A 25914-nucleotide genomic window follows, 5' to 3' on the forward strand; every position below is an offset into this window, starting at 1 on the left:
GAGGTTCGCGCTCCTGACCGGAGGTTTGTTGTCTCGCGCACGCGAAGACCGTTACATGCAAGAGGTCACGCACCACGGCAGGACCACGGCCTACCGAGTCGCCGACCGAGGAGCCGAGGAGTCGCCGCTCCTCTGCGTTCACGGCTCCGGCGGCACTCACGAGGCTTGGAAGGGCCAACTCGGCCGATTGGCGAGCCAGCGCCCGGTCGTCGCCCTCGACTTGAGCGGTCACGGCGAGTCGGAGGACTTCGACGCCGACATCGGGTGGGAGACAATCTCGGCCTACGCCGACGACGTGCTGGCGGTGGCCGACGAGACCGACGCGGGGGTGCTGGTCGGCAACTCGCTGGGCGGCGCGGTCGCGCTCCACGTCGCCATCGAGCGCGACCACGGCTTCGACGCGCTGGTTCTGACGGGCACGGGGGCCAAGCTCCCCGTTCTGGACGACCTCCGGCGCTGGCTCGAATCTGATTTCGACCGGGCGGTCGAGTTCCTCCACGGCGAGGACCGCCTCTTCCACGACGCCGACTCGCGCTACACCCAACTCTCGACCGAGGCGATGCGGGCGGTCGGCCAGCGCGTGACCCGCCGGGACTTCGAGTCCTGCCACGTCTTCGACGTGCGCGACAAACTCGGCGAGGTGGACGTGCCGACCCTCGCGCTCGTCGGCGAACACGACCACCTCACGCCGCCGGACTACCACGAGGAGCTAGCCGACGGGATTCCCGACGCGCGCTACCGGGAGGTGCTGGGCGCGGCCCACCTCGCCATGCTGGAGGAGCCCGAGGGCTTCAACGCGGCGGTTCGGGACTTTCTGGACGACGAAGGAATCTGAGTTTCCGGCGGCGACACGGGGACAAATTTTTCTTCCGGTGCGCGTGGGCGCGGCGCGCGAGCGCCGCGCCGCACGTGCGAGGGAGTCGGCCGCCTGCGGCGGCCGACGAGGTTGTGGGGCGTGAGGCCGTCGCGGTGCGGGGCGGTTGCGGTGTCGTCCGTGAGTCGGCAACAGCTAGCTCCTCGCCGCCATTAACAATCCATACCTAGTCTAAATGTGTATACTTATGGCTCAAGAATATAGATGAGGAAAAACGGGCTTCCAGACCAGCACCGAAGCGTCGTCAGTACAGGTCGTCGATTTCGGCTTCCTCGTAGCTGTGTTCCTCGGCGGGGAACTCGCCCGACTCGACCGCGTTGCGGAACCCGGCCACGGCGCGCTCCATCTCGCTTCGCACGTCGCCGAACTGCTTGGAGAAGGAGGGACTGCGGTCGCTCATGCCGAACACGTCGTTGAGGACGAGGACCTGCCCGTCGGTGTCCGGTCCCGCGCCGATGCCGATGGTCGGGATGTCGATGGCTTCGGTGATTTGGCTGGCCACGTTCGAGGGGACGTGTTCCAGCACCAGCGAGAAGGCTCCGGCCTCCTCGTGGGCCGTCGCCAGTTCCAGCATCTCGGCGGCGCTCTCCTCGTCGGTGCCCTGCCGGAAGTAGCCCCCGAGCTGGTTGACGCGCTGGGGCGTCAGCCCGAGGTGGGCCATCACGGGAATGCCCAAGTCCACGAGTCGCTCGGTGAGTTCGACGGTGTGAGGGCCGCTCTCGATTTTGACCGCGTTGGCCTCGGCCTCCTTGAGCATCCGACCGCAGTTCTCGATGGCCTCGCTCTCGTCCACGCCGTAGCTCAGGAAGGGCATGTCCGCGACCACCATCGCGTCGTCCGCCGCCCGCGCGACCGAGGCGGTCCGGCTCTGCATCTCTTCGACGGTCACGGGGAGCGTCGAGTCGTGGCCCATCACCGCGTTGCCCATGCTGTCGCCGACCAGAATGAGGTCCACGCCCGCCTCGTCTACGATTTCGGCCGTCGGTGCGTCGTACGCGGTCAGCATCGTGATCTGCTCCTCGCCCGCCTTCTCCGCGAGGTCCTGAACGGTCGTCATGTTCGTTGACTGGTTCGCGGTGTGTTAAACATGTTCGGTTCCGGTCATCGCGCCGACTCGGAGTCGCCGCCGAGGCGTTCGGCACGTCGCTCGAACTCCGCGTCGTCGATTTCACCCCGAGCGTACTGCTTCCGGAGTTCTTCGAGCGCGGGGTCCACCTCGCCGGTCGCTCGTCCGCGGTCCTCGACGGTCGAGTCCCGTCCGCCGGTCTGAGCTTGCTCGCTCCCCCCGAGCGCGCTCACGAGGAGGTATCCGATTGTGCCGAGGACGAGGGCCATGACCGCGAGACCGACGAAACCGAAGCCGAACCCCCAGCCGCCCGGTCCCATGCCGTTTCCCATCTGGCCGCCGCCCATCTGGAGGGCGACGAGCGGAATCGTACTCACACTTGTGAGTTGGGTTTCGGACCGTAAGTATTGTCTGGCGCTTTCAAGACTGTGAGATTTCTCGCTGCCGAACGCTGTCCGGCTGCCGCGCCGAACTGCAACGTTTAAGCCCCGAGCGACCCGCGTTCCAGACGTGCCCGAACCAGTCGAGTCCCACGACCCCGAGGGCGTCGATTACGGGTGGGTGATGCAGACCACCTTCGTCCTCACCATCGTCGTGGGCGCGCCAGTCGTCGCCGTCGTCGCCCTCCTCGTCGGCGTCTCGCTCCCGACGTGGGCCGCGCGAGCCGAGTTTGCGATTCGAGTCGGCGCGCTGGTGTGGTTCGTGATGGCCGTGGGCGTGTTTCTCTACGCCCGGAGTCAGGAGTAGAATACTCTCGTTCTCTCTCGCCGAGCACCCTCCAAACCCTTTCTCACTCGACTTACTCGACCCACTCGAACTTCGTCCCGGCGCGTTCGGCTGTCTCCTCGTCGCTCGCCGAATCCCCGACGAACAGGACGTTCTCGGGTTCGACGCCCAACTCCTCGATTGCCGCCAACAGGGCGCGCGGGTGGGGTTTGCGCTCGGGCACCGTCCCCCGGCCGACCACGCTCTCGACGTGTTCGGTCAGGTCGTGGCGGTCCAGCGCGATGCGGACCGCCGACTCGTGGTTGAGCGAGCAGACGCCGACCGGAACCTCGTGGTCGGCGAGGGCGTCCGCGAGGTCGAGTCGCCACGAGTCGGCGGCCCCGCCGCGCTCGGCCTCGGCGATGAGTTCGTCGGCCTCGTCGCCGACCCCGGCCTCCTCGGCGGCGTCGAGGAGGTTCCACGCGCTGTGCGGGCCGGTGTCTACGCCCTCGCGCTCCAGCAGGGCTTCGAGTCGGGCCTCTAACTCCTCCCAGTCCACGTCGAGTCGGACCAGCGTCCCGTCGAGGTCGTAGACGACCGCGGCCAACTCGTCGGCGTCGTCTCTGGTCACGACTCGCGGTAGGGCCACCGCGGAAAAAGAGGTGTCGGTCGGCCGAATCTTCTCCCGGCTATTCCAGCACGTTGCGCGCGATGACCTTCTTCTGAATCTCGGAGGTCCCCTCGTAGATGGGTAGAATCTTCGAGTCCCGGTAGAGTCGCTCCACGTCGAAGTCGGTGGTGTAGCCGTAGCCGCCGTGAATCTGGACCGCCTCGTTGGCCACGTCGACCGCGGCCTCGCTGGCGAAGTACTTCGCCATGCTGGCGGCCATCTCGACGTTCTCGCCCTCGTCGTCGCGCCGGGCGGCGTCTCGGGTCAGCAGACGGGCGGCCTGCACCTGCGTCTGCATGTCGGCCAACTTGTGGCGAATCGTCTGAATCTCCGAGAGTGGCTGGTCGAACTGCTCGCGGTCCTGGGCGTAGGCCACCGCCTCGTCGAGCGCCGACTGGGCCAGTCCGACCGACTGGCTGGCGATGCCGATGCGCCCGCCGTTCAGGATGTGGAAGGCCGCAGACAAGCCCCGGCCCTCCTCGGTCAGGCGGTTCTCGGCGGGGATGCGCACGTCCTCGAAGACGAGCGTCGTGGTGTCGCTGGCGCGCAGGCCGAGTTTGTCCTCCTTCTTGCCGACCTCCAACCCATCGGCATCCTTCGGGACGACGAACTGGGTGACCGACCGGGGGTCGTCGCGGTCGGTCTTGGCGAACAGGACGACGACGCCAGCGCGGTGGCCGTTGGTTATCCACTGCTTCTTGCCGTTGATGACGTACTCGTCGCCCTCGCGCTTCGCTTCGGTCGTCATCTCCGCCGGGTTCGACCCGGCTTGGGGTTCCGAGAGCGCGAAGGCTCCGACCGGCCGACCCTCGGCCATGTCGGGGAGCCAGCGCTCCTTCTGGTCCTCGTCGCCGAACTCGGCGATGCAGGAGGTTGCGAGGCTGTGGACCGAGAGCGCGGTCGCCACCGCGAGTTGACCGTAGGCGACCTCCTCGTTGACGATGCTGTAGGTCAGGCGGTCCACGTCGAGGCCGCCGTACTCCTCGGGGACCGTGAGGCTGGTCATGTCGAGGTCGGCGAGGCCGTCCCAGACCTCCTCGGGGAAGGTCTGGTCGGCGTCGCACTCCTCGGCAGTCGGGCGGATTTCTTCGACCGCGAACTCCCGCACCACGTCGCGGATGGCCTGCTGTTCGTCCGAGAGGTTCATACCGGATTTGTGGGCGAGCGGGTGGAAAAAGTTGCCTGTTCCGGAGCGCTCGGAGGAAGACAGCGGTCGGAACAATCGAATAGTGGTCGGGGAGCAGATAGAGTCTCGAAAGCCCTCGCGCGGTTCGCGGTCGCTGACGCGACGTATCCGGCGCGCGCAGAACTGCGCGCGCCGGATAGGGGTCGCGCAGGCGACTAAACTGCACGCGAACCGCGCTCGTCCTTTCAGTCCGCCAAGGAGGTGGAGTGGTTCATCGAGCGAAGCGGCTGAATACTGTCACCTCTCCCGAGGATTTTCGTGGGCCGCCCTCCCAATCCCTTCCGTGACTGCCGACCTGCGCGCCGCCCGCGAGGACCTCCGGGCGCGGGGATTCGACTTCGAGATCTCCGACGAGGAGGACCACGACCCGATTCTCGACGGGCACGTCGAGGTCGAGTATCCCGAACCCGAGGGACTCCTCGGGCGCTTGCTCCGGGCGTTGCCCGTCACTGCCGTTCCGACCGACACCGAGATTCTGCCCGAGGCGGTGGCCTCGGTCGCCGAGGAGTACGACCTCCGGGTTCAGATTCTCGGCGGTGACGGCGAGACGGTCTACGTCGTCCTCTCGGAGAACGGGGTGTGACGGAAACGCGGCGCGTGAGAGGTCGATTCAGGCGGACTGGAGTCGGTCCGCCAGCGACGCGATGCCGCCGAGGGCGCGGGGAAGTGCGGCCGCGCCGACGACCGAGACGATTGCGGCGGTCAGGATTCCCGCGAACGGGGTGGCGAGCGCGGTGTGGGCGGCAGTCCCGAGGGAGGCCGCCCCGGCGATGGTCGCGCTGTAGTAGGCCGAGCGCACCGGGAGGGTGTAGGGGTCGCCCGCCGGAGGCCAGTCGCGGGAGTCGAACCATCCGCCGCGGAAGGTCCCGACCGCGCAGGTCAGGACGACGACGGCGACCAGCCCGGCCAGCGAGATGGGGCCTTGGGGGCTGGCGAACAACAGGACGACCAGCGCCGGAATCGACAGCACCGAGACTTCGAGTCCGGCGAAGAAGACGTGGTCGAGCCAACGTTCGAGTCCGTCCACCATTCGGGTCCCTCTCTGCTACTCCAGCCTGTAGCGCAGGAGCGCGGCGATGCCGCCGAACCCCGAGAGTTGGTCGCCCGGCGCGAACTCGCTGGAGAAGACGGTCACGTCGCCGCCCTTCTGCTCGGTCGTCGTGATGAGGTCGTTCACGTCGAACTCCCACTCGCCGTCCTTCCCCCGTTCCTCGCGGAGGCGCTCGTCCAGAAGCAGGAGGTGTTCGATGGCTCCGAAGTCGGCGGCCTTCTGGACCTGCTCGGCACCGTAGGCCGCGCGCGCCCCCTCGCCGATTCGGCGGGTGAGTTCGTCGATGAGTTCGGCCTCCTCGGCGATGCGGGTCTCCTTCTGGACCTCCTCGACCGCGCCGCGCTTGAGGACCTCGTGGACGCCCCGGTCGCCGACCGCGCTGGTGTCCACGGTCGTGATTTTCTCGGTCAGTTCGGGTTCGTTCTCCTCGATGTAGTCGTAGGCGTCCTGCTTGGTGAACCCCGGCCCGGCGAGGACGATGGCGTCCACGTCGAGGCGCGAGACGGCGTCGGTGAGTTCCGCGAACAGTTCGTCCCGACCCCGAGCGTACTCGCCCTTGCCGGTGGTGCCGGTGAACTCGGCGCGCTCCTCGGCCCCGTACTGGGCGACAGTGTGGATGTGAGCCTTGCCCTCCTCGACCGTGACGATAGCCACGTCGGGGTTGTCGGTGGCCTCCTCGGCCTCCTCGAGGCGGTCGAGTTGATCCGGCTTCCAGACCTTCTCGATGGCGAGTTCCTTGTTCTCCTCGAAGTTGATGGTGTGGTGCTGGCCGAGTTGGTCCTCGCGCGAGCAGTTCTCGATGACGCCGCCGACCCGGAGGCGGTTGGCGAACTTGTGGAACTCGACCGTCTCGACCTCGATGGTGACGTGCATGTGCTCGCGCTCCCCGCCGGTGTCGCGCATCTGGTCGTCGTTGCGCTGGATGCGCCGGGTGGTGTCGCCCGAGACGAGGTCGCCGGGTTCGAGGACGTAGGTGAGATGCCAGAGGTCGTCGAGGCTCTCGGGGACGAGCGTGATGCGCTCGCCGCCCCCGTCGACCCGCTGGCGATTGCTGATTCGCATGCCCGGAAATGGGTCGGCGGGCGATAAGTTACCTGCGGTCGAACGCGGGGGAATTCGGACGACCGTCGCCGTCAGACTCGTCCACTACCGGGTTGCGGAACCGACGGAACAGGTACGGAACCACGACGAACACGATAGACGGGTTCCTGCTGACCGCGTACGCGAGGAGCGACCACAGGACCCCGCCGCCGACCCAGAGTCGGCGGTCCGGATTCCACGGCGAGGAACTCCCTCGGACGATACCGGCATCGGCGTAGAGCGCGACGAAGAAAACCGGCGTGAGGAGGAGACCGAACAGTCCACCGAGCAGGTAGACGAGCGAAACGACGGTTCCCGCGTCGAAGAAGAAGCCGTCTCTCACCACCGTCCCGGCGAGCGACCATCCGAGGTTGACGAGCGTGATTCCGACGAGTGCGTAGCACCACTTCGAGAGCCGCATGCGTTCCAACCACGATGGCACCGGCATGTATCTTCTCATCGTCTCCTCGGTCGAATCGCTCGCGCTCCCCGCGTTCACCGAACGCTTCGCCCGACCAACCGCGAAACAGCGACCAGCGCGTAGAACGACAGCGCGAGGGCGGCGACCTCGCCGGGGCGGCCGAGCGCCGCCAGCGACCCGAGGACGACCACGGAACTCCCGGCGACCAGCAGAGCCGAAATCCACCCGACGAAATACCCGCCGTCGCCCGCGAATTTGCGCAGTCGGCCGCGGTCGAAGCCCTCAGACACCGACCGACGCCGAGCGACCCCGGCCAGCGCCGCGGGCAGGAGGTAGGCGAACGCCAGCGAGACGACCAGCACCGTCGTACTCGCGCCGAAGAGGAGAACCGTCGCGCCGAGGTCCGCTGGTCCACTGCCCGCCGCCGCGCCCCGAATCGTGACCGCGAGCGCGACCGCCGGGACCAGCAGGTAGCCGACCGCGACGACCAGCGCCCGGACGCCGTCGGCCGCGAGCGCCCCGAAGTCGCCGAACCGGGGCGGCGCGTCCGACCGTAGCGAGGAGGAACTGCCGTCGGACTCCGCGGTCGCCCGGACGACCGCGACGGCGTACCCGACCAGCAAAATGGCGGGGAGGAGGCCGAGGAGCGCGAGGACGCCGAGGCGGGCGAGGAGGCCGACGGCGAGCGAGCAGATGACGCCGACTAAGAGGGGCTGCTCGGCGTGGTCTCCTCGAACGGGGTAGGTCAGCGCCTCGCGGAACACGGTGGAGGATTCGCGCAATCGGAGTTAGTTCTGGCGTCTCGTGGTCGCTTTAGATACGTCGGGGGAATAGCCGAAAGAGAATTAATCTGGATTACTAAAGACAACAGAATATTTACTTAGGAAACAAAATTATTACTCGAAACGGGTCACACCGACGCCTGTCGGTCGCCCTCGACAGGTTCCCGACGACCGGTCCCGGTCGCGTCGCGGTAGCCCTGTCCGTAGAGCGCGAACGCGACGACGTTGAGGTAGAACGACGCGAACGGAAGCAGCGCCCAGCCGAGGAGGGGAATCGACGCGAGGCCGCTCACCAGCGCGCCGCCGACGACGAGGACGACCAGCGCGACCAGCCAGCCGGTGGCGTAGGCCCCGCTCGTGAGAACCGGCCAGAGCCGCCCGAACTCGAACGCCGCGCCGAAGCGACCCTCGACCGCGAGGCGGGCGAGCGCCGCGGGCAGGGCGTACCACGCGACCAGCGACGTGAGTCCGGCGAGCGCGAGGCCGCCGAGGACGACGAGAACGCTGAGGGGGTCAGGGCCGACGCTCGTGACTGGTTCGGCGACCGTGGTGGGGTCGGCGACGGACTCCTCGACTGTGGTCTCGACCGAGACCACCACCAGACTCGCTAGCACCGCGGTCAGCAGGACTATCGGTACTGCGACGTACGCTATCACGACCCCGATTGCCTTCAGACCGTCCCAGAATAGGTCGGCCCAGTCGTCGAAGGATGGGGCTGGCTCGCCGTCGTTGGTCCGCGCGAGGACTCGCTGGAGGTAGCCCGCGACCAACACCGCCGGAATCAGGAGCCACCCCAGCAAGGTCAGCAGTCCGCCGACCAGAATCGTCTCGGTCCCGTCGTCGCTATCTACGAGGTATCTGAGTGCTGTTTCGAACATGATTGGGTCCCGAGCAGGCGCTTCGGTAGAACTCGCTCAAGAGAAGGACGCTCGCTATCGGCTTAATCGTTGTGTGGCGAGAGAAGGCATAGGATTAGAATTCGAGACACTACTCGGGGCGTTCCCCATCGACGCTCCAGAGGTCACTCTGAATCTCGCGCTTACCGAGGTTCGTGAGTCGATAGAACGTCTGGCGACCGTCCGCGCCGTCCGGGGCCGGGACCTCCGCGAGCAAGTTCGCTTTCAACAGCGGTCTCATGTGAGTCTGAAGGCCGTTTTTCTCCCGGTCCAGCAGTCGCTTGAGTTCCTTCCGAGGGACCCGCTCGGTCTCCTCGGCGTCTGTCGCCGTGAACAGGTAGTAGAGAATCGCGTAACGGACCGGATGTGCGAGCGCCTGTTTTCGTGCGGTAAACCGTTCGAGCGTGTCGGTACGCTCGTCGAACAGTCGGTCGTCTACGAAATCCACGAGTTCGCCGTCGTCCGGAATTCCCGACCGCGAATTTTCACCCTCGGAACGCGATTCTGTAGCCATCGTATCTGTTACTACTCGGACCATCCTGATTAAGGTTAGGATTTGCTAACCTTCTTTGCCGATAGTCAAAATAGGAAATATTAACCCTCGGCAGTGATGGCATTTCAGTAATGGGCCGACGGGATTTGACGCTCGAATACAGGGGAAAATCCATTTACCGCCACATTCTGGACGCTACGTCCGCGCCTAAAAACCGCCCCGACTTTTTGTGTTACGTCATGGGGCCGTACACGCCGTTCGACTTGACGTACGCCTATTCGGACGAAGATATCGGACGCCCGTACATCGACGCAGAACTCTTCGACCCGGACGAACACGAGGACATGGAGGCGACACTTCGGGACATCTGCACCGAACTCGGAAGTGACCCTGGAATACGGGCGTTTATCGCCACCGATATCGGAATTCCAACGACGAGAGAAGCGAGGAGAGAGCGCTTGGACGAAACCGGTCTGAGTCCGCTCGACCAGTCCATCGAATACGCGACTGTCAGCGATGCCGTCATTTTCATTCTAGACGAGGCCGGTCTCAACGCGGGAGTGGCCAGCGAAATCGGGGCCATACTCGGCGAATTCAACCTTCGGCGCCGAAATCGAAACCCAAGCCGGAAGCCGCGACGACGCTTCCGAATCTATCACTCCGACGGGTTCTCCAGCGCGAGTATCGAGGAGATACCGCACGGCTTCGGAATCGACACCTACGAATACGAAAGCGAGACCGACCTTCTCCGGAATATCCGCAACTTCGTTACTAATGTTGAAAATCTAACTCGGTTCGAAGGTCTCGAACTGTACAACCGACCGAGAGACTGAGTGGTGGCAGTCTGAAAACGCGGTCGAACCGTCGCCGTTTACTCCTCTTTCATCCGACTCCCGCCCGGCGGCAGGAACTCCTGAATCAGGTCGGCGCTGGCCACCTTCCGGACGAAGGAGGTGTCCTCGAATCGCTCGCGGAACTCCCGGTAGATGCGCTTGGCGATGTCGTTCTGGGCGTACCGGCCGGGTTCGACCTCGACGTGGGTCTCGACCTGCGGCACGATGGCCGAGGGCGGACCGCCCAGCACTCGGGTGTGGGGTTCGCAGGCGATACCGACCGCGACGCCGACCTCCACGTCACGGAAGTAGTTGCGGTCGCCGCGGATGGCGAACCCGCCCTTCTCCAGATACTCGCCGCTCTCGGGCGTCTTGCTCACCTGGTCCGGCGTGACCATGTAGGCCTCTCCGGCGAATCGGCCGTCCTTCCAGACCGAGGAGTACGACACCGCGAACTGGGCGGCCTCGCGCTTGCTCTGGTCCGGCACGTCCACGTCGCGGGAGGGTTCGCTCGGGTCGGAGGTCTTGAGGACGGTGACGGGGCCGCCGTGGGCCTGCGTGTGGAAGAACAGGTCGTTGCCCTCCAAGTACTTCTGAACCAACTCCTCGTTCTGGTCGGCGTTGCGCCCGCCGATGACCAGAAAGCCGTCGCTGGTCCGGAACCAGCGGAATCGCTCGTACCACTGCTCTTGCTTGCGAATCGGAATCGAGGGTTCCGAGAGCCAGTCGGTTTCCTCCTGCTCTTCGTCGCCCTCGCCGCTTTCGCCCTCTCCGCTCTCGTCTGGTTCGGCCTCCCACTCTTCCTTGCGGCGCTTGACCTCCTCTAAGTCCTCGCGGGTGTCCTCGATGGCGGCCAGCGCGCCCTCTTTTTTCTCCTCGATGCGCTTGGCCTCGGTGTAGAGTCGGTCGGCGTTCTTCTCGACTCCCATCTCGGCGTCCAGCGGCACGTTCGTCCCGTCGATTTCGACCGTAATCATGCCGTTCTCGGGGTCGACGCCCTGCACGGCCTCGGCGGCAGCGATGCCCTGTTCTGCGCCCTCTGCGAAGCGCTGTTCGATTTCCTCCCACGAGGTCCCCTGGTCGAGGGCGTTCTGGACCGTCGTGAGAATCTCGTCGGCCAGTCCGTAGTGGCCGTAGAGGAGTTCCGCCTTCTCGCGCTCCTGTTCGGCCTCCTGCTCGAACCCCTCGATGGCCTGCTCCTGCTGTTCGATGATGCGCTTTTGCTTCTCGATTTCGGCCTCGAAGTCCGGGCGCTGGTCTCCGGCCCCGGCACCTTCGCCGCCGTCCTCGCCCTCGTAATCGACGTTGGCGAAGTAGAAATCGACCGCCTCGTTGAAGGTGTCGAACGGCTCCGAGTCGAGGTCGGCGTACTCTTCGAGAGCCACCGGAGTCACGTCCACGAGGCGGTCGTCCTCCCGATAGACTCGCGGGTCGAACTCGCGTTCCCGAACCTGCTCGGCGAGGCGCTGGATGGCGTCGAAGACGGCCTCGTAGTCCTCCTCGCTGGCGTCCTCGATGTCTTTTCCTTTCTCGACGCCAGCGCGAGTGCAGACCTCCTCGGCGTAGAGGCCCCCGAAATTGAGCTGCGTGGCGAGGGTCCGCACGATGTCGGTGTCCGACTCCTCCATGTGCGCCGCCAAGGTCTCGTAGTCGATTTCGAGGGGATTGACGCGCTCGTCGGGGAACTCGTATTGGCTCCCCGGCGCGACGGTCCGGGATTTCAGCCGGACGGTGTCGAGGCTATCCACGACTTCGTTGTTCTCGTCCAGCACCGCGACGTTGCCCTGTCCGAACAGTTCGGCGACGATGGTGGTGTCCTCGTCGCCGCGCTCGAAGTGGAACTGGAGGATGCGGTCGAAGCCGTACTGCTCGACGCCCGCGAAGTCCGCCCCGGAGAGTCGATTGCGGAGCATCATGGCGAAGTTCGGCGGTCTGCCGGGCGCGTCGGGGACGTTCTCGGGAGCCGAGACGTGCGCCCGCTTCAGGTCGCCGACTTCCACGAGGAGTTCGACCCGACCCCGGTCGAAGTCCCGCATCTTCAGCCGCAGAAAGTCGTCGTCGTAGAGGTAGGCCTTGTCGAGTTTCGCGCCCTCGTAGGTCCCCAACTCGGAGACGACGGCTGCGAGGTCGATACTCGACAGTTCCCGCTTCTGGTCCATGGCCTTTCGTTTTTTATCGGCGGACAAAGGCGTGTCGTTACAGCGAATCGGACAGTCGCCGACGGGGAGTTACAGCGAACCGGACAGTCGCCGACGAAGACAGTCACGGCGCGCGGCGGCGCAGGCTTCGCCTGCGTCGCTCGCGCGAGGGACGAGGACCGCAGGCCATCGGCCGAGGACCGCAGGAGGGTGGGGAGGTTCGAGGGCGGTGCTGTGCGGTTGCGGTGACGCCTAGGATTCGGAAGTAGTTCGCTCGCCAGTTTTGTCGCGCGTTTCGTCGGTCGGGCTATTTTCCCCATTCGCTATTCGTTCCGTAAATATTGTACCCAATTCCGTGGACCATCACGTTCACGTCTTACACCTCAATGTCCATCCCGTCGCGGCCGAACTCCAGATTCAACTCCGGGAACGCAGATTCGAGGTCGGCGTACTCGCCGGGTCGCCGCCGGTAGATCTCCTCGATTTCGGTCAGGACGGTCCGGTCGGGTTCGACGGTCCGGACCTGTTCGAGCGTCTGGTCGAAGGTGGTCTGATGCTCGCGCTCCTCGGCCCACAGCTCCTCGCTCAGGATGAGGTCGCCGCTCGGCGTCTCGCGGAACATCCCGCACTCTCGGACCCACAAACCGAGGTCGTCGGGCACTTTTTCGAGGTCGAGAAACGTCGTCTCGTCGGGGAAGACGAGCGCCGAGGAGTCCGCATCGCCGGATTCGCCGTCCTCCTCGAACAGGTACCCCATCGCGGCGTCCTCCGGTCCACCGGGGTCGAGGGGTGCGCCGATGGCCGTGACCGCGATACCTCCGCCGAGGTCCATCGTCTCGCCGTCCGCCAGAAACTCGAACTCGGCGTAGCCCCGGTCGTCGTACTGCGATTCGAGGTCGAGCGACTCGGCGATGCGGTCGTAGGTCGTCTCGCTCATCACGACAGTCGCGGGGTCCTCGTTGTTCCAGTCTTCGAGGGGGTACTGGGGTCGCCCGATGGCTTGGACGATTCGCAGGCCGCCGACGTGGTCGACGTGGTGGTGCGAGATGAAGATGTAGTCCACGTCGGTCACCTCCTCGCGGTTCAGCATCGCCCAGATGGACTCGGGGGCGTCCACGACGGCGTTGGCCTCGTGGACGTACGTCGAGTTGCCGAGTCTGGCGTGGGGTCGGCCCTGTTGGCGGGCGGGAGTACAGACGCGGCACTCGCAGGTCGGCATCGGCGTCTGGGAGTCGCCACCCGAGCCTAAGAGAGTGAGGTTCATGCAACGAGTTGCTGGCGAGCGCACTAAAGCCGGATGGCTCCGAGGAGCTGACGAGGTAGGAGATTACTCGTCGCCGACCGTCTCCACTGTCGTGTCGGTTTCGTCCGGATGCCTTCCCTCGACCCATTGGAGTGAATATCCCTTCGGGATTTCCTCTAGATCCATATCGTCATTATCGTCTTTTCGCATGAGTATCGTTTATTCGCGCTCGTATTTATCCCTTCTCCAGAGCGCAACGACTGAGACGACCACGAGCAGAACCACGTCGAACTGGAAGGGATACGACGGAAGGAGTTGGCGAACAGCCACGTAGCCAAAGAAGACGAGCGCCGTTATCGACGCCCAGAGCGCGTTACGGAAGGTTTTCCGTACCGCACCGTATGCGGTCGATAAACGCAGAATCGCTCGTCTGTAGGAAAACATGAGGTGTCGGTAGTGTTCTTCGGCGTTTCTTCCGCTCCGAGCGGACTCGTCTATCTCCTCGACGGCCTCGGCACCGATGCCGTGGGTGAACGACCGTGGTTCGTAAACGCGGACACAACACCAGAGCGCGTAGCCGAACGTCACCAGACCGGCGACGAGCGGAAGACTGAGCGATAGCTTGGAGAGGGAAATCCCAGCGAGGACGGCGCTGACCGTGAGCAAGTCGATTTTCGCCAAATCGACTGCGAGTTGGTTTATCCGGGCGTACGCTTCCCGCTGGTTCTCCATCGTTTTCCGGAGTTCCTCCGCCGACGACCGATAGATTTTCTCTTCCGACGACATCCTCGACGGGACGAAGTTGGCCGCTTTGGTTTATATACTCTCGCGCGAAGGTTGAAAAATGAAGCCGAGTCGGTCGAGCGGTGGCGGGAATTCGCCAGCGTATCGACACGGACAGAGGACCTCTGGAGAAATATATACATTTCTTCCGAATAAATTTGTATGTCTTTAACGATGGTAAGATATACTGGGGCGACGGGCGAGTAGTCGTCGGCCCGCTCGCTGTGCTCGCGGCGATTCAGAGCCGCTTGCTCACGTACGGGCCGTCCTGATAGTAGCCCAACTTCTCGCGGTAGTACGTCCGACCTTTTGCCGCGCTCGTTCGCGCCGCTCACTCGCTGGCAAAACGTCGATGAAAAGCCGTCGTTCGTCCCTTCGGTCCTCACTCGGCCCGCTCGCTGTGCTCGCGGCGACTCAGAGCCGCTTGCTCACGTACGGGCCGTCCTGATAGTAGCCCAACTTCTCGCGGTAGTACTCCCGCGCGCCGATGCCCGAGATGACGCTGACCTTGTCGTAGCCCGCGTCGCCCGCAATCTCCTCGGCCTTGCGGAGGAGTTTCTTGCCGTAGCCCTTGTGCTGCCAGTCGTGGCTCTGGTCGCCGACCTCGACCATCGGGCCGTAGACGTGGAGTTCGCGCACGAGGGCCGCGTCCTCCAGTTCCCGCCGGACCGGGTCGCCGGGGAAGCGCAGTCGGCAGAAGCCGACGAGGAGGTCCTTGTCGGGGTCCTCGTAGCTGATGAAGTGTTCGGTGCCCCCGGCGGCCTCGTAGGTCATCACGTCCAGTTCGACGTTCTCGGGGTCCTCGTCGTTCATCCCGACCTCGCGGCACCGGATGCAGTCACATTCCCACCCGTGGTCGTCCATCTTCTGGCGGGCGAGCTGTCGGAGGTTCGACTTCCAGACCCCGGCGTCGATGAAGTCCGCGGGGATGTCGCGCTGGACGCGCTGGAGGCGGGTGTACTTCGGAATCATCGACTTGATTTCGGCGACGAGTTCGGCGGCCTCCTCGTTCTGGAGCGGTTCGTACTCGTCCTGATACCACCAGTCGTAGGTCGCGGTGCCCCGGACCACGAGCGTCGGGTAGATTTTGAGGTAGTCGGGCTTCCACTTCTCGTCCTCGAAGAGCCGTCGGAAGTCTTCTAGACACATCTCCTTGGACATGCCGGGTTGGCCGGGCATCATGTGGAAGCCGACTTTGAACGCCGAATCTCGCAATCGCTGGTTGGCGTCGATGGAGGCCTGCACGCCGTGGCCGCGGTGCATCTCGCGGTTGATGCGCTCGTAGGTGGTCTGGACGCCGACCTCGACCTTCGTGCCGCCCAAATCGAGCATCCGGTTTATCTGCTCGGGGTCGCACCAGTCGGGCTTGGTCTCGAAGGTGATGCCGATGGCGCGAATGTCGTTCTGCTCGTTCTCCGCGATGACGTCCTCCAGATACCGGAACTGCACCTCCTCGGGGTCCTCGGCGAAACTGACGCCCTCGGCTGGTTCCGGCGACTTGTCGGTGTCGTAGTCGTTCATCGCCTCCAGCGCGCGCTTGACGAACCACTCCTGATAGTCGTGGCTCCGGGCCGTCATCGTCCCGCCCATCAGGATGAGTTCGACCTTGTCTACGGGGTGGCCGATTTCCCGCAACTGTTCGAGGCGGAGCGTGACCTGCCCGTATGGGTCGTAGTCGTTCTGGACGCCGCGCGCCGCGGCGGGTTCGTGACCGGTGTAGCTCTGGGAGGAGGAGAACTCCGACCCCGGCCCGCCCGGACAGTAGAGACACTTGCCGTGGGGGCACTGGTGGGGACTGGTCATGATGGCGACCGGCGAGACGCCCGAGGCGGTCCGGACCGGCTTGTTCTGGAGGACCTCCTGCAAGTCCTCGCGGCGCTCGTCGGGCGCGTAGTCGAGCAACTCGGAGTTCTTCGGAACCTTCGGTGAGGAGTACTCCGAACAGACCGATAGCTTCTCGCTCTCCAAGTCGTCGCGCTCGATGTCGCCGTCGAGGATGCGCTCGACGAGCTCCTCGCAGACTCGCTCGAACGCCTCGGTCTCGGTGGCGTCCGGCGTCTCGGTACTCATTACGTGGTATTTGGTCGGTTGGTCGGGAAAAGGGTGTCGTCTGTGGGTGCGCGACTCGTTTGTTCACGAAATCGCCGAGTCCGGTTCCGCCCGGAACTCGCCGCCGGTCTGGAACCAGAACGCGCCGACAACGACCGCCGCGATGACGAGGAGGGCGACGACCGACTCGGCCCAACTGTGGGCGTCGAGATAGACGCGGTTCGGGACCATCACGACCGGAATCAACAGCGTCGGCCAGAACTTCCGGTCCACGAGCGTCAGGTAGAGCGTCGGCACCAGCGCCATCGTGACGTGACCCGAGAAGTTCCAGAAGGGCGAGAGCGCGATGTAAGGCACCGTGGCGACCGCGAGGGCCTCGGCGTACCCCGGCACGAGCGACCCCCAGTCGTAGCGGTGCCAGACGAACCACATCACCCCGGCGGTGAAGAACATCCCGCCAGCGACGAGCGCGTCCACCTGCCACGCGTTGCCCTTCGTGACCTCGTAGAGGCCCTGTCCGGTGGCGAGGACGTAGAGGCCGGTCGGGACGAGCGAGCAGACGCCCGCGCCGAGGAAGGCACCGAGGCGACGGGCGAGCGCCGACTTGTCGGCGTCTCGTCGCGCCCACTCGTAGTGAATCAGGACGAGCGCCCCCGCGCCGACCATCACCGCGGGGTGGAAGACGTAGGGGTACAGTTCCATCGCGGTCTCGAACGCACTCATGTCCGGTCCAAGTACGCCGCCGCGAGGGAAAACCTCGCTGGCGGTCGAGCAGGGTCGAGGAGGTCCGACGCAGGCCCGAGGAGTGACAGTGTGTGACGGTATAACATCTCGGATAAGCTTCAAATCGCTGTGTGACAACTGTCACACCACATGCCGAGTCGCCCCGAACAGAGCGAAATCCGCGAGAGGGTCGCCGAACGCCTGCCGTCTCGACCCGTCGGCGTATTTTACCTCTACGTCCTCTCGCGGTCGCTGGCGTTCACGGTCCCCATCTACGTCGTCTTCTACCAGTCGCGGGGCCTCTCGCTGGCCCAGTTCGGCCTGCTCGAAGCCACCTTCACCGTCGCAGTCCTCGGCTTCGAGTTCCCGACGGGCTACCTGTCCGACCGCATCGGCAGGCGGAACGGCCTCGCGGTCGCCAACGCGCTCGGGGCGCTCGGCGCGGTGGGGTACGCGCTATCCCACTCCTTTCCGGCCTTCCTCGCGGCGGTCGTGATTCGAGCAATCGGCGCGACGTTCTCCTCCGGCGCGTCGGACGCGTGGCTCTACGAGGTGCTGGCCGACGCGGACGCCGAAGCCGAGTTCGCGCGCGTCTCGGGCCGCGCGCGGGCGCTCGGCCTCGCGGGACAGGCGGGCGCGGCCCTCCTCGGGAGTTGGGCCTACGCCGTCAGCCACCTCCTGCCGTGGGCGCTCGACGCCGTCGCGCTCCTCGCGGGCGTCGCGTTGCTCCTCGTCGCCGTGCCTGCCGCGCAGGCCGAGAGCAATCAGAATAATGCAGAAAGAAATCAAAATAGTGCCCAAAAACATAAAGATGATTCCGACGACCCGGACTACCTCACCGTCCCGGAGGCCGTCGCCGTCACCCGGACCGCGCTCGCCCGGCCCGGCCTCCGGTCGTTCGTGGCCTACACCGCGCTCTTCCTCGGCGTAGTCTCGGCGGCGCTCCTGTTCGTCCAGCCGTTCAGCGTCGAGGTCCTGTCCATCGCGCCCGAGCGCCTCGGCGCGATTTACGCCGGGCTGACGCTGGTCTCGGCCGCCGCCGCGAGCCAGACCGGCCGCATCGAGGCCGTCGTCGGCGTCGAGGAGTGGTTCCGGGTCGCGCCCGTACTCGCGGGCGTCGGCCTCCTCGCGGTCCTCGCGGAGCCGTGGCTCGCGCTCCCGCTGTTCTTCCTCCTGCGGGCGCTCGGCGCGACTTCTCGGCCGCTCGCCGACGGTCGAATCAACGACGCCATCCGGTCGCGCGGTCGGGCCTCGGTCCTCAGCACGGTCTCGATGCTCCGGTCGGTCGCGGTCGCCCCGCTCAAAATCGCCGCCGGGGCGCTCGCGGTCGCGGCGCTCCCCCGGATGCTGGCGGCGCTGGGCGCGGTCCTGCTGGTCGGCGCGGTCGCGCTCGCGGTCTGGGCCGCGCCGCTCTCGGTGGGGGGCGATTCGGAGGCGGTGCGGGCGTCTGCTCCCGCGGACGGCGAGGGGTAGAGCCGCGGATAGTGTCCAGCGTAGCGCGTCCATCAACTAGTTTCGGCCGGTGGGCCAACTGCCATCCTCGGCGGACTGAAAGGGCGAGCGGGCCTCGCGTTTATCACGGTCGTCTGCGCGACCCCTATCTGGCGCGCGCAGTTCTGCGCGCGCCAGATATGTCGCGTCAGCGACCGCGAGGCCCGCGAGGGCTTTCGAAACCACAGTTCCAGAATCGTCGCTCTTCTGACCACGACTACGGCGCACCACCGAAACTACTTATCGAAGTGAAACGAACTCCCGAGCCATGAGCAACGACCACGTCACCAAGCCGAACCCCTCGGCGTTCGACGACGTGCACCTCGTCTGGAAGCTCTTCTGGGTGGTCGCCGGTGGCTTCCTGCTGCTGTTCTGGGCGGCGGTGCTGTTCGGAATGCTCTGACGGCGCGGACTTCGGCAGTCGCTCACCACGAGAAACGGACGGAAGAAGCGTCTTCGACGCTGTTCTGGCTGTCCGCGGATTACAGCTGGTCGCTGATGGCGAGGACCACCGCGTCGAGGGTGGCCTCGCGCTCGCCGGAGAGGAACTCGATGGCTCCGTCGCGGGTGCCCTTCGCGGAGATGCCCGCGTCGGAAACCTCCTCGCTGGCGGCGTCGGCGATGTCGCGGGCGTTGACCCGGCCGTCGCTCCGGATGTGAATCTCGTCCTCGCCCACGCCGAGCGTGACGTGGTCGCCGTCCGAGGCTCCCTCGGCACCGAGTTCGCGCCGGTGAATCTCGTCCAGCAGGAGACCCGTCGGCGGGAAGTCGAACCGGTGAGTGAACGCCTCGGTGTCCAGCACGGTAAAGGAGACGCCGTCGGCACCGCGGACCGAGAGGTTCGGCTCGACGGTGTCGAGTTCGTTCTGGAGCTTCTTGCTGAACTGCTCGCTGACGTGTTCGGCGAGGTCGCGCTTCTCGTGCTCGAACAGCAGGTCCGTAATCAGTTCGCGCTTGTCCTCGTAGGACTGGTAGTAGGCTTCGAGCGCGACCGCCTCGCGGAGCGCGGTGGTGTGGGCCTCGTCGTAGCCCGCGTCGCTGGCGAGGTCGGTGTAGTCCTCGGGGGCCTCGTCCCAGTAGCTGACCGCCGGGAGGTGCGAGACGTCCTCGCGCACGTCGTCGTTGACGTGGGCCGCGAGGTTCGTCCCGAGGAGGCCCGCGGTCACGTCGTCGGCCTCCTCGCCTTCGAGGTACGGGTTGACCGCCACGTCGGCGAGGTCGGTCACGCCCTCGTCGGGGTATCCGGCGTCCACGACCACGCGAGGAGCGTCGTAGATGTCGAGCAACTCGAAGCCGTCGCGGGACTCCTCGGTGCTACCGGCGGAGACGACGACGAACAGCGGGAGCTTCTCGTCGTGGCGCTCCTTGTTGTCGAGCATCGTCGTCACGTCCTTGGTCGCGTCGGCCATGTCGTAGTCGCCGCCTTCGAGCGGTCGCCGGTCGAAGAAGTGGTACTCGGCGTCGCTCTTGGCGTGTTCGTCGCGGACCAGCGGCAGGACCGCGCGCTCGATTGCCGCGCCAGCGACGTAGCCGTCGGCGGTGGCGTTGTGCCGGACGATGACCGGCCGGGACTCCATGACCGCGCGTCGAATCTCCTCGGCGGCGTCCCGGATGCGGCCGTGGACCGCGGCGACCGATTCGTGGTCGGCCAGCAGGTCCACGTCGTCGGGTCGGGCCTCGGCGCGCAGGGCGTCTTCGAGGCGGGTCTGGACGGTCTCGTACTCGTCACCCTCCAGCTTCTGGAGGTCCTCGGTCTCGACCTGCAACTCGTTGTTCCGGAGTTCGACCTCGCCGTCGAGTCGGACGAGGTCGCCCGTCTCGACTTCGGGGTAGGCCCGGACGCCCGCTTCCACGAACGCGGCGCAGTCGACCGTCGCGGTCTCGTCGCGGACCTCGAAGACGGTCGGGCCGCTGGTCTGGCGCGCGCCGACGATTTCGCCCTCGATGCGAATCGTCTCGCCCACGCGGTCGCTCAGCGTCTCGATTTGGACGCGGGAGGGTTCCGAGTCGCTCTCGGACTCGACCTCGGCTTCGGTCGCGGATTCCTCGGCGGCTGCCCCGGTGGTTTCGGCCTCGGACTTGTCGTCGCTCTCTTCCTCGGCGGACTCCTCGGCTTGCTGGGCGTCGCGCTTGGTCTGGGGATCGACCGTGCCAGCACCGTCGGTGGTGGTAGCCTGCTGGTCGTCGCCGTCGTCGCTCTCGCCCTCGTCGGCCTCCTCGGGGAGAATCGCGCCCTTCTCGGGGTCGTCGATTAGCTGCCCGCGGAACTCGCGGTCGGACTGGCGAATCGACCACCCGAGGTCCACGTTGCCGTTGTCGCGGACGCCCGTGACTTGGACGAAGACCTCGTCGCCCTCCTTCCAGTCGAGCGACTCGAGTCGCTGGTCGAGTTCGCTCTTGTGGAGCAGACCAGTCACGCGGTCGCCGATGTTGATGAAGACGCCGAACTCGGCGAATCCGTCGACCGTTCCTTTGTAGTACCGTCCCGGCGTCAGCTGATTCGGATTGCTGCCGGTAAACTCGAAGCGGACGTCCTGCTCGTGGCTGTCGCAGATAGCGCCGTCAGCAGGAGCGCCGCAGATGATACACGAACCCATCTTATACGCGGAAAATATAGCCCCGGCCTAAAACTGTTGTCGAAACTGGTTTGCCTACTCGTCGGGGGCCTCGTCGTCGGCGAACGCCTCGGCTCCCGGCAGGTCCGCCACGCCCTCGTGCGTTCCCGCGTAGTCGGCGTCCTCGACGGTCCGCTCGAAGTCCCCGACGCTCTCGTATTCCCGAATCGTCAGCACGCGGCCCTCCTCGACCGCGAAGACGATTTCGTCGGTTCCGTCCCAGTGCCGGTAGTGGTCCGCCTTTCGGGGGTCGTCGGCGTCATCTCGTGCCATCCGATAGTGGGCCAACGCCGAGTGCCTTGAAAGTTGACTGCCTGCGGTCTCACTCGAAGACCGGACTGTCGTCCTCCATCGCTTCGATGTCGTTTGCGATCTCCCGAACCTGCTCGGGGAACAGCGCGATTTGGACCTCGTTGCCCTCGTCGTCCTCGCAGACGATTTTGACGCGCTTGTCGCCGAACTCGCGGGCCTCGGCCGACTCCACGTCGAAGAGCTTCGCGGTGCCGGACTTGTTCGAGGGACCGACGTTCTTGATTGCTCCGTCCTTCAGCTCGACCATGAAGTCTTCGAGGATGAGGTTGAGCATGGGTCGGGCTACGCGGGCCGTCGCCTTATAAGGGACGGGGAGCGATTTCGGGCAGCCATCCGCGAGGACATCGAGCGTCTCGGCGGCCAAGTCGTCGATAGCTACGCGCTCGTCGGCGGGTACGACTTCCAACTCACCTTCGGGGTCGAAGACGAGGACCTCTGAATCAGAAGAAGCTACTCAGTTCGACGCCGTACCGCGCCAGAAGGGCTTGGCCCGCCGCGAACCCGCGGAAGGCGTAGCCGAAGACCAGCGCGGCGGGAATCGCCCCGGCCACGAGCGCCCGGAGGTACGAGGTGTCGTGGACCGTCCGAAGGCCGACGAAGAACAGCACAGCACCGTAGAGCGCGCAGGCCGCCCGGAGCGTCGGCGAGGGAATCCCGGCGAAGACGCACGGCGCTGTCGCGTAGGCGATGACCTGCACCGTCTCGCTGGTGCCAGCGCGGTCGGAAACTAGTGCCATCAGCAGGACTGTCTGGAGCGCGGCGGTCAGGTGGAGGACCGCGGGCGCGACGAACAGCGCCGCCACCGCGAGGCCGAACAGCGCCGAGAGCGTCGGTCGCCCGCCGAGCGAGGGGGCCGCGCCAGCGACGAGCGCGAACCGGGTCGCTTCCTCTATCAGCACGACGGTCATGGCGAAGACCAGCCCCGGCGCTTGGTCGCCCGGCGCGATGGCGCGCTCGAAGAACCGGCGGGGGCCGGTGAGAACTTCGACCCACGCGCGAGCGAGGGCCGCCGGTCCCCGGTCGCGCCCGCCGGTCGGATTCTCGACCCACTGGGTCATTAGCTCGAACTAGTCGCTCCGGAGGGTATGACAGTTCCGACATCGCGCCTCGTAGGACTCGTCGGCACCGACCATGATGGTCGGGTCCTCGACGTGGGCGGGTTCGCCGCCGATGAGGCGCTGGTTCCGGGTCGCGGGTTCGCCGCACTTCGCGCAGATGGCCTGATACTTGTCCACGTACTCGGCCAGCGTGATGAGTCGCGGGAGAGGTTCGAAGGGTTCGGCCCGGAAGGTCTGGTCTGTGCCCGAGACGATGACCCGGCGGTCGTCGTCCGCGAGGAACTCGCAAACCTCCACGAGGTCATCGGAGAAAAAGTTGGCCTCGTCTACCGCGACGACCTCCTCGCCGTTTAGCTCCTCGGCGATGTCCCAGACGCCCTCGTCGGGGTCCACGATGGTCGCGTCCCACTGGCGGCCGTTGTGCGACCCGACGGTGCCCTCGCCGTAGCGGTCGTCGAGCGAGGGCTTGAAGACGGCGACCTCCTGATCTGCGATTTCGGCTCGCCGGAGTCTGCGCAGAAGCTCCTCGGTCTTGCCGGAGAACATGCACCCCGTTATCACTTCGACCCACCCACTGTTCGTTATCTTGTGCATGTCCGTTCTGCGCTCAAGGGAGCGTCAAAAGGGTTGCCGATTCGGTCGATACGGTGTCGGACGCAGAACTGATCGGAAACGAACCTGCCCTGAAAAACCGAAGACGGCCGCGATGTGAATCGCATCCGCCCCGGCAGGTCCAAACGCGGTTGGAAGTACGATGTCTTTTGGTAAAAACGCCCACCTTGACTTCTACTCGGCCGAATAGGGAAAACAGGTCACACCGTGGACGGCGTCGGGTCGTCGCGCTCCAGAATCTCGTCCACGATTTCTCCGAAGTCCGGTGCGTCTCGCTCGCGGTCCGGTTCGTCGGACGGGTAGTGCGGAACGACCGGCATCGTTCTCACCCTCTCACGTAATCGTATTTCGTTCTCCGAAAAATCTTTTATGATATTTTTGTGACGGAAGTTCCCGCTAGCCTCGGTCGCACCCGGCCGGACTGAGAAACGAATATGTGCGTAGAATGTAGACTTCCGGACGATGGGGCTACTCAGGACGCGGAAAAGCTACAAGTGTCCCGTCTGCGGGGCGATTCACGCTGGCGACGGGAGCGTCACCCGGACGCGACTCAAAATCGTCGGGAAGTACACCGAGGCGCTCTGTCCGGACTGCGACGAGGAGACGCCGTCGAGCGACTCCGCCGACCCGGAACGCCTCTTCGGCGACGACGCGGGCGACGACTCGAACTAATCCACCGCGCCGACGTTCTCCTCGCTCTCCATCGTCGGCGGACTCGGTTCGATAGTGGCGTAGTTGACGACTTCTCGACCGAGTTCGCGGACGCGCTCCTCTAACTTCTCGTCGGTGAACGTGCCGTCGCGGACCGAACTGTGCGAGCGCGGCACGGCGGCCTGATACGGTAGAACCCACGCGTCGAGCGCCCGGCAGACCGACCGGAGGTGTTCGAGCGCCGTGATGGGGAAACTCCCGCCCGAGACGCCCAGCAGGCCGACGGTCTTGTGCTCGAACTCGTCGAACCCGCAGTAGTCGAGCGCGGTCTTCAGGTTCGAGGAGTACGACCCGTGGTACATCGGCGTCCCGAGCAGGACGGCGTCGGCCTCGCGGACTTTTTGGGCGAGTTCGGCCGCGTCGCCCGCGTTCTCGGCGTCCACGTCCGGGTCGTAGGCGGGCAGGTCGTACTCGCGCAGGTCGAGGAGTTCGCCCGCGCCGCCTTCCTCCTCGACGCCCTCCAAAGCGTGTTCGAGCGCGACTCTGGTGACGCTCTCGTCTCGCAAACTCCCGCAAATCGCGGCGATGTGTGGCGAATCAGGCATACTCGGTAGTCGGAAGCGAGTGACTAATAGGTCGTGGCGCGGCCCGACCGACAGCGACGGGTTTCTTTCTCTGCCCGACTGAGCAATTTCTATGCTTGTTTAACAAACGAGTACGATTACTAAGAAAACAAATACAATTTCTAGAGACAGAATTACATGAGTGAAAGCCGAGAAGTGTTTTCGAGCCTGATACGTCCTGCTGAACAAATATCCCGACCGCGAGCGGGAAGCGACCGCGGTCGCTTCCCGCAGAACCGACAAGTCTAGAGAATGGGTCATTTCGGTATGTTCCCCTCGTACCGATTCCCTCTGCTCCCCTGTCGTCGGTGGGACTAAAACCGCTATATGGTATTCATAGCAGTCGATTTCAAAGAGTTGGCCGTTCTTTTACTCGATGACGTTCAACACGTCAGAGAACGGGGACGGGGTTTCGCGGAGAAAATACCTCGCGGCCATGGGTGCGGCCGGGAGTCTCGCTGTAACCGGGACTGCGACGGCACGGCAAGGGAACAACCAAGCACTGAAAATCGGCGGCTCCTCAACGGTGTATCCCATCACGAGTCAGGCCGGGGCGGTCTGGAACTCGAATCCACCGGCGAGCGACGCCGAGTACTGGGGGCCGGGGGAGTGGAACATCGACACGGAAATGAACTACGCCGATTTCTGGGCCAGCCGGTACGGCTTCGAGTCGGGACAGGACCTGCCGTTCAACGTGACGGTCGGGCTGAGCCACTCCGGCACCGGGCTGGAGAAGCTTCGGAACGGCGTCCTCGACATCGGTGACGCGAGCGCGACGGTCGCTCAGGAGTTCCCCCAACGACAGCGAGGAGGAACTGAACAAGTTCGTAGACCACGTGGTCGGCGTGGACGCCCAGCCGCTGGTCGTCAGCAAGGAAATCTACGACGCGGGCGTGACGGAACTCACGCTCCAGCAGGTCCAGCAGATTTACCGGGGCGAGATTTCGAACTGGTCGGAGATAGACTCCTACAGCGGCGAGGACAAGGAGATTCAGGCCATCGGTCGCGCCGAGGGGTCGGGCACCGACACCTCCTTCCGCGCCAACGTGCTGGGCGGGCCGAACGCGTCGATGGAGGGCGTAGACGTGCGCAAGGGCCAGAACCAGCAGGTCCAGACGTTGGTCGCAAACTCCAACAACGCTGTCGCGTACATGGCGCTGGCGTTCGTGGACGAACAGCGGGTCCCGCCGGTCGCGCTCACCATCGAGGACACCACCTACGAGTACGGTAAGAACCTCGGCGCGAAGGACTACCCGCTCAACCGCGACCTCCACTGCTACACGTGGGAGGACACCTCGCCGAAGGAGGCCGCGTTCATCCTCACGATGCTCTCGGACATGGGCCAAGAGCGGTACGTCGCCGCGAACAACTACGTGAAGTTGCCGACGAACCGACAGGAACAGCAGGTCAGCAAGCTCCCCGAACCGGAGCAGGGGTCCCCGCAGGACTACATCGGCGGGAGTAGCTAGACGACCACCACCTCGGAGTAACCGCGCTGGCCCGACCGGGACCGACTCGTCGGTCCCGGTCGCTCTCTGTCGAGGATTTTTCGACCGGCG

At 65.2% G+C, this 25914-nt stretch carries 29 protein-coding genes and 1 pseudogene; 8 read left to right on the plus strand and 22 right to left on the minus strand.

Annotation, left to right across the window (positions count from 1 at the left end; genetic code table 11):
- Nucleotides 1-55 precede the first annotated feature (55 nt).
- Nucleotides 56-835, plus strand: coding sequence for an alpha/beta fold hydrolase (locus tag EPL01_RS06025; RefSeq protein ID WP_135824352.1), 780 nt, complete (start codon nt 56-58; stop codon nt 833-835).
- Between the two features lie 283 nt (nt 836-1118).
- Here EPL01_RS06025 and panB read toward each other — a convergent pair whose 3' ends face one another.
- Nucleotides 1119-1931: a 3-methyl-2-oxobutanoate hydroxymethyltransferase gene (gene panB, locus EPL01_RS06030; RefSeq protein ID WP_135824353.1), complete on the minus strand. Its 813-nt coding sequence runs from the start codon at nt 1929-1931 to the stop codon at nt 1119-1121.
- A 44-nt stretch (nt 1932-1975) separates the two neighbouring features.
- A complete protein-coding gene (locus tag EPL01_RS06035) occupies nt 1976-2317 on the minus strand; it encodes an SHOCT domain-containing protein (RefSeq protein ID WP_246045635.1) in 342 nt (113 codons plus the stop codon).
- 133 nt (nt 2318-2450) lie between these two features.
- On the opposite strand from EPL01_RS06035, the gene EPL01_RS06040 reads away from it, so the two are divergent.
- A complete protein-coding gene (locus tag EPL01_RS06040) occupies nt 2451-2687 on the plus strand; it encodes a DUF5822 domain-containing protein (RefSeq protein WP_135824354.1) in 237 nt (78 codons plus the stop codon).
- A 52-nt stretch (nt 2688-2739) separates the two neighbouring features.
- On the opposite strand, the gene EPL01_RS06045 is transcribed toward EPL01_RS06040, so the two are convergent.
- Both EPL01_RS06045 and EPL01_RS06050 read right to left on the minus strand, forming a co-directional pair.
- Complete coding sequence (locus tag EPL01_RS06045) at nt 2740-3276, minus strand: HAD family hydrolase (RefSeq protein WP_135824355.1); 537 nt, start codon at nt 3274-3276, stop codon at nt 2740-2742.
- 58 nt (nt 3277-3334) lie between these two features.
- A complete protein-coding gene (locus EPL01_RS06050; protein ID WP_135824356.1) occupies nt 3335-4462 on the minus strand; it encodes an acyl-CoA dehydrogenase family protein in 1128 nt (375 codons plus the stop codon).
- 322 nt (nt 4463-4784) lie between these two features.
- Between EPL01_RS06050 and EPL01_RS06055 the strand changes: the two genes are divergently transcribed.
- Nucleotides 4785-5084, plus strand: coding sequence for a hypothetical protein (locus EPL01_RS06055; protein WP_135824357.1), 300 nt, complete (start codon nt 4785-4787; stop codon nt 5082-5084).
- A 27-nt stretch (nt 5085-5111) separates the two neighbouring features.
- Here EPL01_RS06055 and EPL01_RS06060 read toward each other — a convergent pair whose 3' ends face one another.
- The 6 genes from EPL01_RS06060 to EPL01_RS06085 all read right to left on the minus strand — a co-directional run bounded on the left by EPL01_RS06060 (nt 5112) and on the right by EPL01_RS06085 (nt 9245).
- Nucleotides 5112-5531: a DUF8215 family protein gene (locus tag EPL01_RS06060; protein WP_135824358.1), complete on the minus strand. Its 420-nt coding sequence runs from the start codon at nt 5529-5531 to the stop codon at nt 5112-5114.
- Nucleotides 5532-5546: 15 nt separating this feature from the next.
- On the minus strand, nt 5547-6614 hold the full coding sequence (locus EPL01_RS06065; RefSeq protein WP_135824359.1) for an mRNA surveillance protein pelota: 1068 nt from the start codon (nt 6612-6614) through the stop codon (nt 5547-5549).
- A 28-nt stretch (nt 6615-6642) separates the two neighbouring features.
- On the minus strand, nt 6643-7053 hold the full coding sequence (locus tag EPL01_RS06070; RefSeq protein WP_135824360.1) for a hypothetical protein: 411 nt from the start codon (nt 7051-7053) through the stop codon (nt 6643-6645).
- 74 nt (nt 7054-7127) lie between these two features.
- Nucleotides 7128-7817 (minus strand): DUF4013 domain-containing protein, encoded by a 690-nt coding sequence (locus EPL01_RS06075; RefSeq protein WP_168215826.1) that lies wholly within the window; start codon nt 7815-7817, stop codon nt 7128-7130.
- Nucleotides 7818-7963: 146 nt separating this feature from the next.
- Complete coding sequence (locus tag EPL01_RS06080) at nt 7964-8713, minus strand: DUF4013 domain-containing protein (protein ID WP_135824362.1); 750 nt, start codon at nt 8711-8713, stop codon at nt 7964-7966.
- A gap of 109 nt (nt 8714-8822) precedes the next feature.
- Nucleotides 8823-9245 (minus strand): winged helix-turn-helix domain-containing protein, encoded by a 423-nt coding sequence (locus tag EPL01_RS06085; protein ID WP_168215827.1) that lies wholly within the window; start codon nt 9243-9245, stop codon nt 8823-8825.
- A 110-nt stretch (nt 9246-9355) separates the two neighbouring features.
- Here EPL01_RS06085 and EPL01_RS06090 point away from each other — a divergent pair, with 110 nt between their 5' ends.
- Nucleotides 9356-10057, plus strand: a complete 702-nt coding sequence (locus EPL01_RS06090) for a DUF7509 family protein (protein WP_135824364.1) — start codon at nt 9356-9358, stop codon at nt 10055-10057.
- A 38-nt stretch (nt 10058-10095) separates the two neighbouring features.
- On the opposite strand, the gene rqcH is transcribed toward EPL01_RS06090, so the two are convergent.
- The 6 genes from rqcH to EPL01_RS06115 all read right to left on the minus strand — a co-directional run bounded on the left by rqcH (nt 10096) and on the right by EPL01_RS06115 (nt 16993).
- Entirely contained in the window at nt 10096-12216 is a 2121-nt protein-coding gene (rqcH, locus tag EPL01_RS06095; protein WP_135824365.1) for a ribosome rescue protein RqcH, read from the minus strand.
- Between the two features lie 355 nt (nt 12217-12571).
- Nucleotides 12572-13459: an MBL fold metallo-hydrolase gene (locus EPL01_RS06100; RefSeq protein WP_135824366.1), complete on the minus strand. Its 888-nt coding sequence runs from the start codon at nt 13457-13459 to the stop codon at nt 12572-12574.
- A gap of 63 nt (nt 13460-13522) precedes the next feature.
- Nucleotides 13523-13648: a hypothetical protein gene (locus tag EPL01_RS22380; RefSeq protein ID WP_281275336.1), complete on the minus strand. Its 126-nt coding sequence runs from the start codon at nt 13646-13648 to the stop codon at nt 13523-13525.
- Nucleotides 13649-13657: 9 nt separating this feature from the next.
- A complete protein-coding gene (locus EPL01_RS06105; RefSeq protein WP_135824367.1) occupies nt 13658-14170 on the minus strand; it encodes a hypothetical protein in 513 nt (170 codons plus the stop codon).
- Nucleotides 14171-14635: 465 nt separating this feature from the next.
- Nucleotides 14636-16291, minus strand: a complete 1656-nt coding sequence (locus tag EPL01_RS06110) for a tRNA uridine(34) 5-carboxymethylaminomethyl modification radical SAM/GNAT enzyme Elp3 (RefSeq protein WP_135824368.1) — start codon at nt 16289-16291, stop codon at nt 14636-14638.
- 63 nt (nt 16292-16354) lie between these two features.
- Nucleotides 16355-16993, minus strand: a complete 639-nt coding sequence (locus EPL01_RS06115; RefSeq protein WP_135824369.1) for a phosphoesterase — start codon at nt 16991-16993, stop codon at nt 16355-16357.
- A 150-nt stretch (nt 16994-17143) separates the two neighbouring features.
- Between EPL01_RS06115 and EPL01_RS06120 the strand changes: the two genes are divergently transcribed.
- Together EPL01_RS06120 and EPL01_RS22385 are read left to right on the plus strand one after the other, a co-directional pair.
- Nucleotides 17144-18466, plus strand: coding sequence for an MFS transporter (locus tag EPL01_RS06120; protein WP_135824370.1), 1323 nt, complete (start codon nt 17144-17146; stop codon nt 18464-18466).
- Between the two features lie 286 nt (nt 18467-18752).
- Nucleotides 18753-18887, plus strand: coding sequence for a hypothetical protein (locus EPL01_RS22385; RefSeq protein WP_281275337.1), 135 nt, complete (start codon nt 18753-18755; stop codon nt 18885-18887).
- 79 nt (nt 18888-18966) lie between these two features.
- On the opposite strand, the gene EPL01_RS06125 is transcribed toward EPL01_RS22385, so the two are convergent.
- The 5 genes from EPL01_RS06125 to EPL01_RS06145 form a co-directional block, all read right to left on the minus strand.
- Nucleotides 18967-21081, minus strand: a complete 2115-nt coding sequence (locus EPL01_RS06125; RefSeq protein WP_135824371.1) for a DHH family phosphoesterase — start codon at nt 21079-21081, stop codon at nt 18967-18969.
- Between the two features lie 54 nt (nt 21082-21135).
- Nucleotides 21136-21372, minus strand: a complete 237-nt coding sequence (locus EPL01_RS06130) for a hypothetical protein (RefSeq protein ID WP_135824372.1) — start codon at nt 21370-21372, stop codon at nt 21136-21138.
- A gap of 49 nt (nt 21373-21421) precedes the next feature.
- Complete coding sequence (locus tag EPL01_RS06135; RefSeq protein WP_135824558.1) at nt 21422-21685, minus strand: hypothetical protein; 264 nt, start codon at nt 21683-21685, stop codon at nt 21422-21424.
- Between the two features lie 166 nt (nt 21686-21851).
- Nucleotides 21852-22469, minus strand: coding sequence for a YIP1 family protein (locus EPL01_RS06140; protein ID WP_135824373.1), 618 nt, complete (start codon nt 22467-22469; stop codon nt 21852-21854).
- Nucleotides 22470-22478: 9 nt separating this feature from the next.
- Nucleotides 22479-23063, minus strand: coding sequence for a thymidine kinase (locus EPL01_RS06145; protein WP_135824374.1), 585 nt, complete (start codon nt 23061-23063; stop codon nt 22479-22481).
- 480 nt (nt 23064-23543) lie between these two features.
- Here EPL01_RS06145 and EPL01_RS06150 point away from each other — a divergent pair, with 480 nt between their 5' ends.
- On the plus strand, nt 23544-23753 hold the full coding sequence (locus EPL01_RS06150) for a hypothetical protein (RefSeq protein WP_135824375.1): 210 nt from the start codon (nt 23544-23546) through the stop codon (nt 23751-23753).
- Here EPL01_RS06150 and EPL01_RS06155 read toward each other — a convergent pair.
- On the minus strand, nt 23750-24337 hold the full coding sequence (locus tag EPL01_RS06155) for an NADPH-dependent FMN reductase (RefSeq protein WP_135824376.1): 588 nt from the start codon (nt 24335-24337) through the stop codon (nt 23750-23752). The genes EPL01_RS06150 and EPL01_RS06155 overlap by 4 nt on opposite strands.
- A gap of 394 nt (nt 24338-24731) precedes the next feature.
- On the opposite strand from EPL01_RS06155, the pseudogene EPL01_RS06160 reads away from it, so the two are divergent.
- Nucleotides 24732-25824: pseudogene (locus EPL01_RS06160) on the plus strand (PstS family phosphate ABC transporter substrate-binding protein).
- Nucleotides 25825-25914 lie beyond the last annotated feature (90 nt).

The sequence above is a fragment of the Halorussus ruber genome (genome assembly GCF_004765785.1).
Lineage (GTDB): Archaea > Halobacteriota > Halobacteria > Halobacteriales > Haladaptataceae > Halorussus > Halorussus ruber.

Bases quoted from the DNA above. Each gene is read 5' to 3' on its own strand.
- EPL01_RS06025 (WP_135824352.1), top strand. From the start codon at position 56: ATGCAAGAGGTCACGCACCACGGCAGGACCACGGCCTACCGAGTCGCC.
- panB (WP_135824353.1), bottom strand. From the start codon at position 1,931: ATGACGACCGTTCAGGACCTCGCGGAGAAGGCGGGCGAGGAGCAGATC.
- EPL01_RS06050 (WP_135824356.1), bottom strand. From the start codon at position 4,462: ATGAACCTCTCGGACGAACAGCAGGCCATCCGCGACGTGGTGCGGGAG.
- EPL01_RS06060 (WP_135824358.1), bottom strand. From the start codon at position 5,531: ATGGTGGACGGACTCGAACGTTGGCTCGACCACGTCTTCTTCGCCGGA.
- EPL01_RS06065 (WP_135824359.1), bottom strand. From the start codon at position 6,614: ATGCGAATCAGCAATCGCCAGCGGGTCGACGGGGGCGGCGAGCGCATC.
- EPL01_RS06070 (WP_135824360.1), bottom strand. From the start codon at position 7,053: ATGCGGCTCTCGAAGTGGTGCTACGCACTCGTCGGAATCACGCTCGTC.
- EPL01_RS06080 (WP_135824362.1), bottom strand. From the start codon at position 8,713: ATGTTCGAAACAGCACTCAGATACCTCGTAGATAGCGACGACGGGACC.
- EPL01_RS06085 (WP_168215827.1), bottom strand. From the start codon at position 9,245: ATGGCTACAGAATCGCGTTCCGAGGGTGAAAATTCGCGGTCGGGAATT.
- EPL01_RS06090 (WP_135824364.1), top strand. From the start codon at position 9,356: ATGGGCCGACGGGATTTGACGCTCGAATACAGGGGAAAATCCATTTAC.
- rqcH (WP_135824365.1), bottom strand. From the start codon at position 12,216: ATGGACCAGAAGCGGGAACTGTCGAGTATCGACCTCGCAGCCGTCGTC.
- EPL01_RS06100 (WP_135824366.1), bottom strand. From the start codon at position 13,459: ATGAACCTCACTCTCTTAGGCTCGGGTGGCGACTCCCAGACGCCGATG.
- EPL01_RS22380 (WP_281275336.1), bottom strand. From the start codon at position 13,648: ATGCGAAAAGACGATAATGACGATATGGATCTAGAGGAAATCCCGAAG.
- EPL01_RS06105 (WP_135824367.1), bottom strand. From the start codon at position 14,170: ATGGAGAACCAGCGGGAAGCGTACGCCCGGATAAACCAACTCGCAGTC.
- EPL01_RS06110 (WP_135824368.1), bottom strand. From the start codon at position 16,291: ATGAGTACCGAGACGCCGGACGCCACCGAGACCGAGGCGTTCGAGCGA.
- EPL01_RS06115 (WP_135824369.1), bottom strand. From the start codon at position 16,993: ATGAGTGCGTTCGAGACCGCGATGGAACTGTACCCCTACGTCTTCCAC.
- EPL01_RS06120 (WP_135824370.1), top strand. From the start codon at position 17,144: ATGCCGAGTCGCCCCGAACAGAGCGAAATCCGCGAGAGGGTCGCCGAA.
- EPL01_RS22385 (WP_281275337.1), top strand. From the start codon at position 18,753: ATGAGCAACGACCACGTCACCAAGCCGAACCCCTCGGCGTTCGACGAC.
- EPL01_RS06125 (WP_135824371.1), bottom strand. From the start codon at position 21,081: ATGGGTTCGTGTATCATCTGCGGCGCTCCTGCTGACGGCGCTATCTGC.
- EPL01_RS06130 (WP_135824372.1), bottom strand. From the start codon at position 21,372: ATGGCACGAGATGACGCCGACGACCCCCGAAAGGCGGACCACTACCGG.
- EPL01_RS06135 (WP_135824558.1), bottom strand. From the start codon at position 21,685: ATGCTCAACCTCATCCTCGAAGACTTCATGGTCGAGCTGAAGGACGGA.
- EPL01_RS06140 (WP_135824373.1), bottom strand. From the start codon at position 22,469: ATGACCCAGTGGGTCGAGAATCCGACCGGCGGGCGCGACCGGGGACCG.
- EPL01_RS06145 (WP_135824374.1), bottom strand. From the start codon at position 23,063: ATGCACAAGATAACGAACAGTGGGTGGGTCGAAGTGATAACGGGGTGC.
- EPL01_RS06150 (WP_135824375.1), top strand. From the start codon at position 23,544: ATGGGGCTACTCAGGACGCGGAAAAGCTACAAGTGTCCCGTCTGCGGG.
- EPL01_RS06155 (WP_135824376.1), bottom strand. From the start codon at position 24,337: ATGCCTGATTCGCCACACATCGCCGCGATTTGCGGGAGTTTGCGAGAC.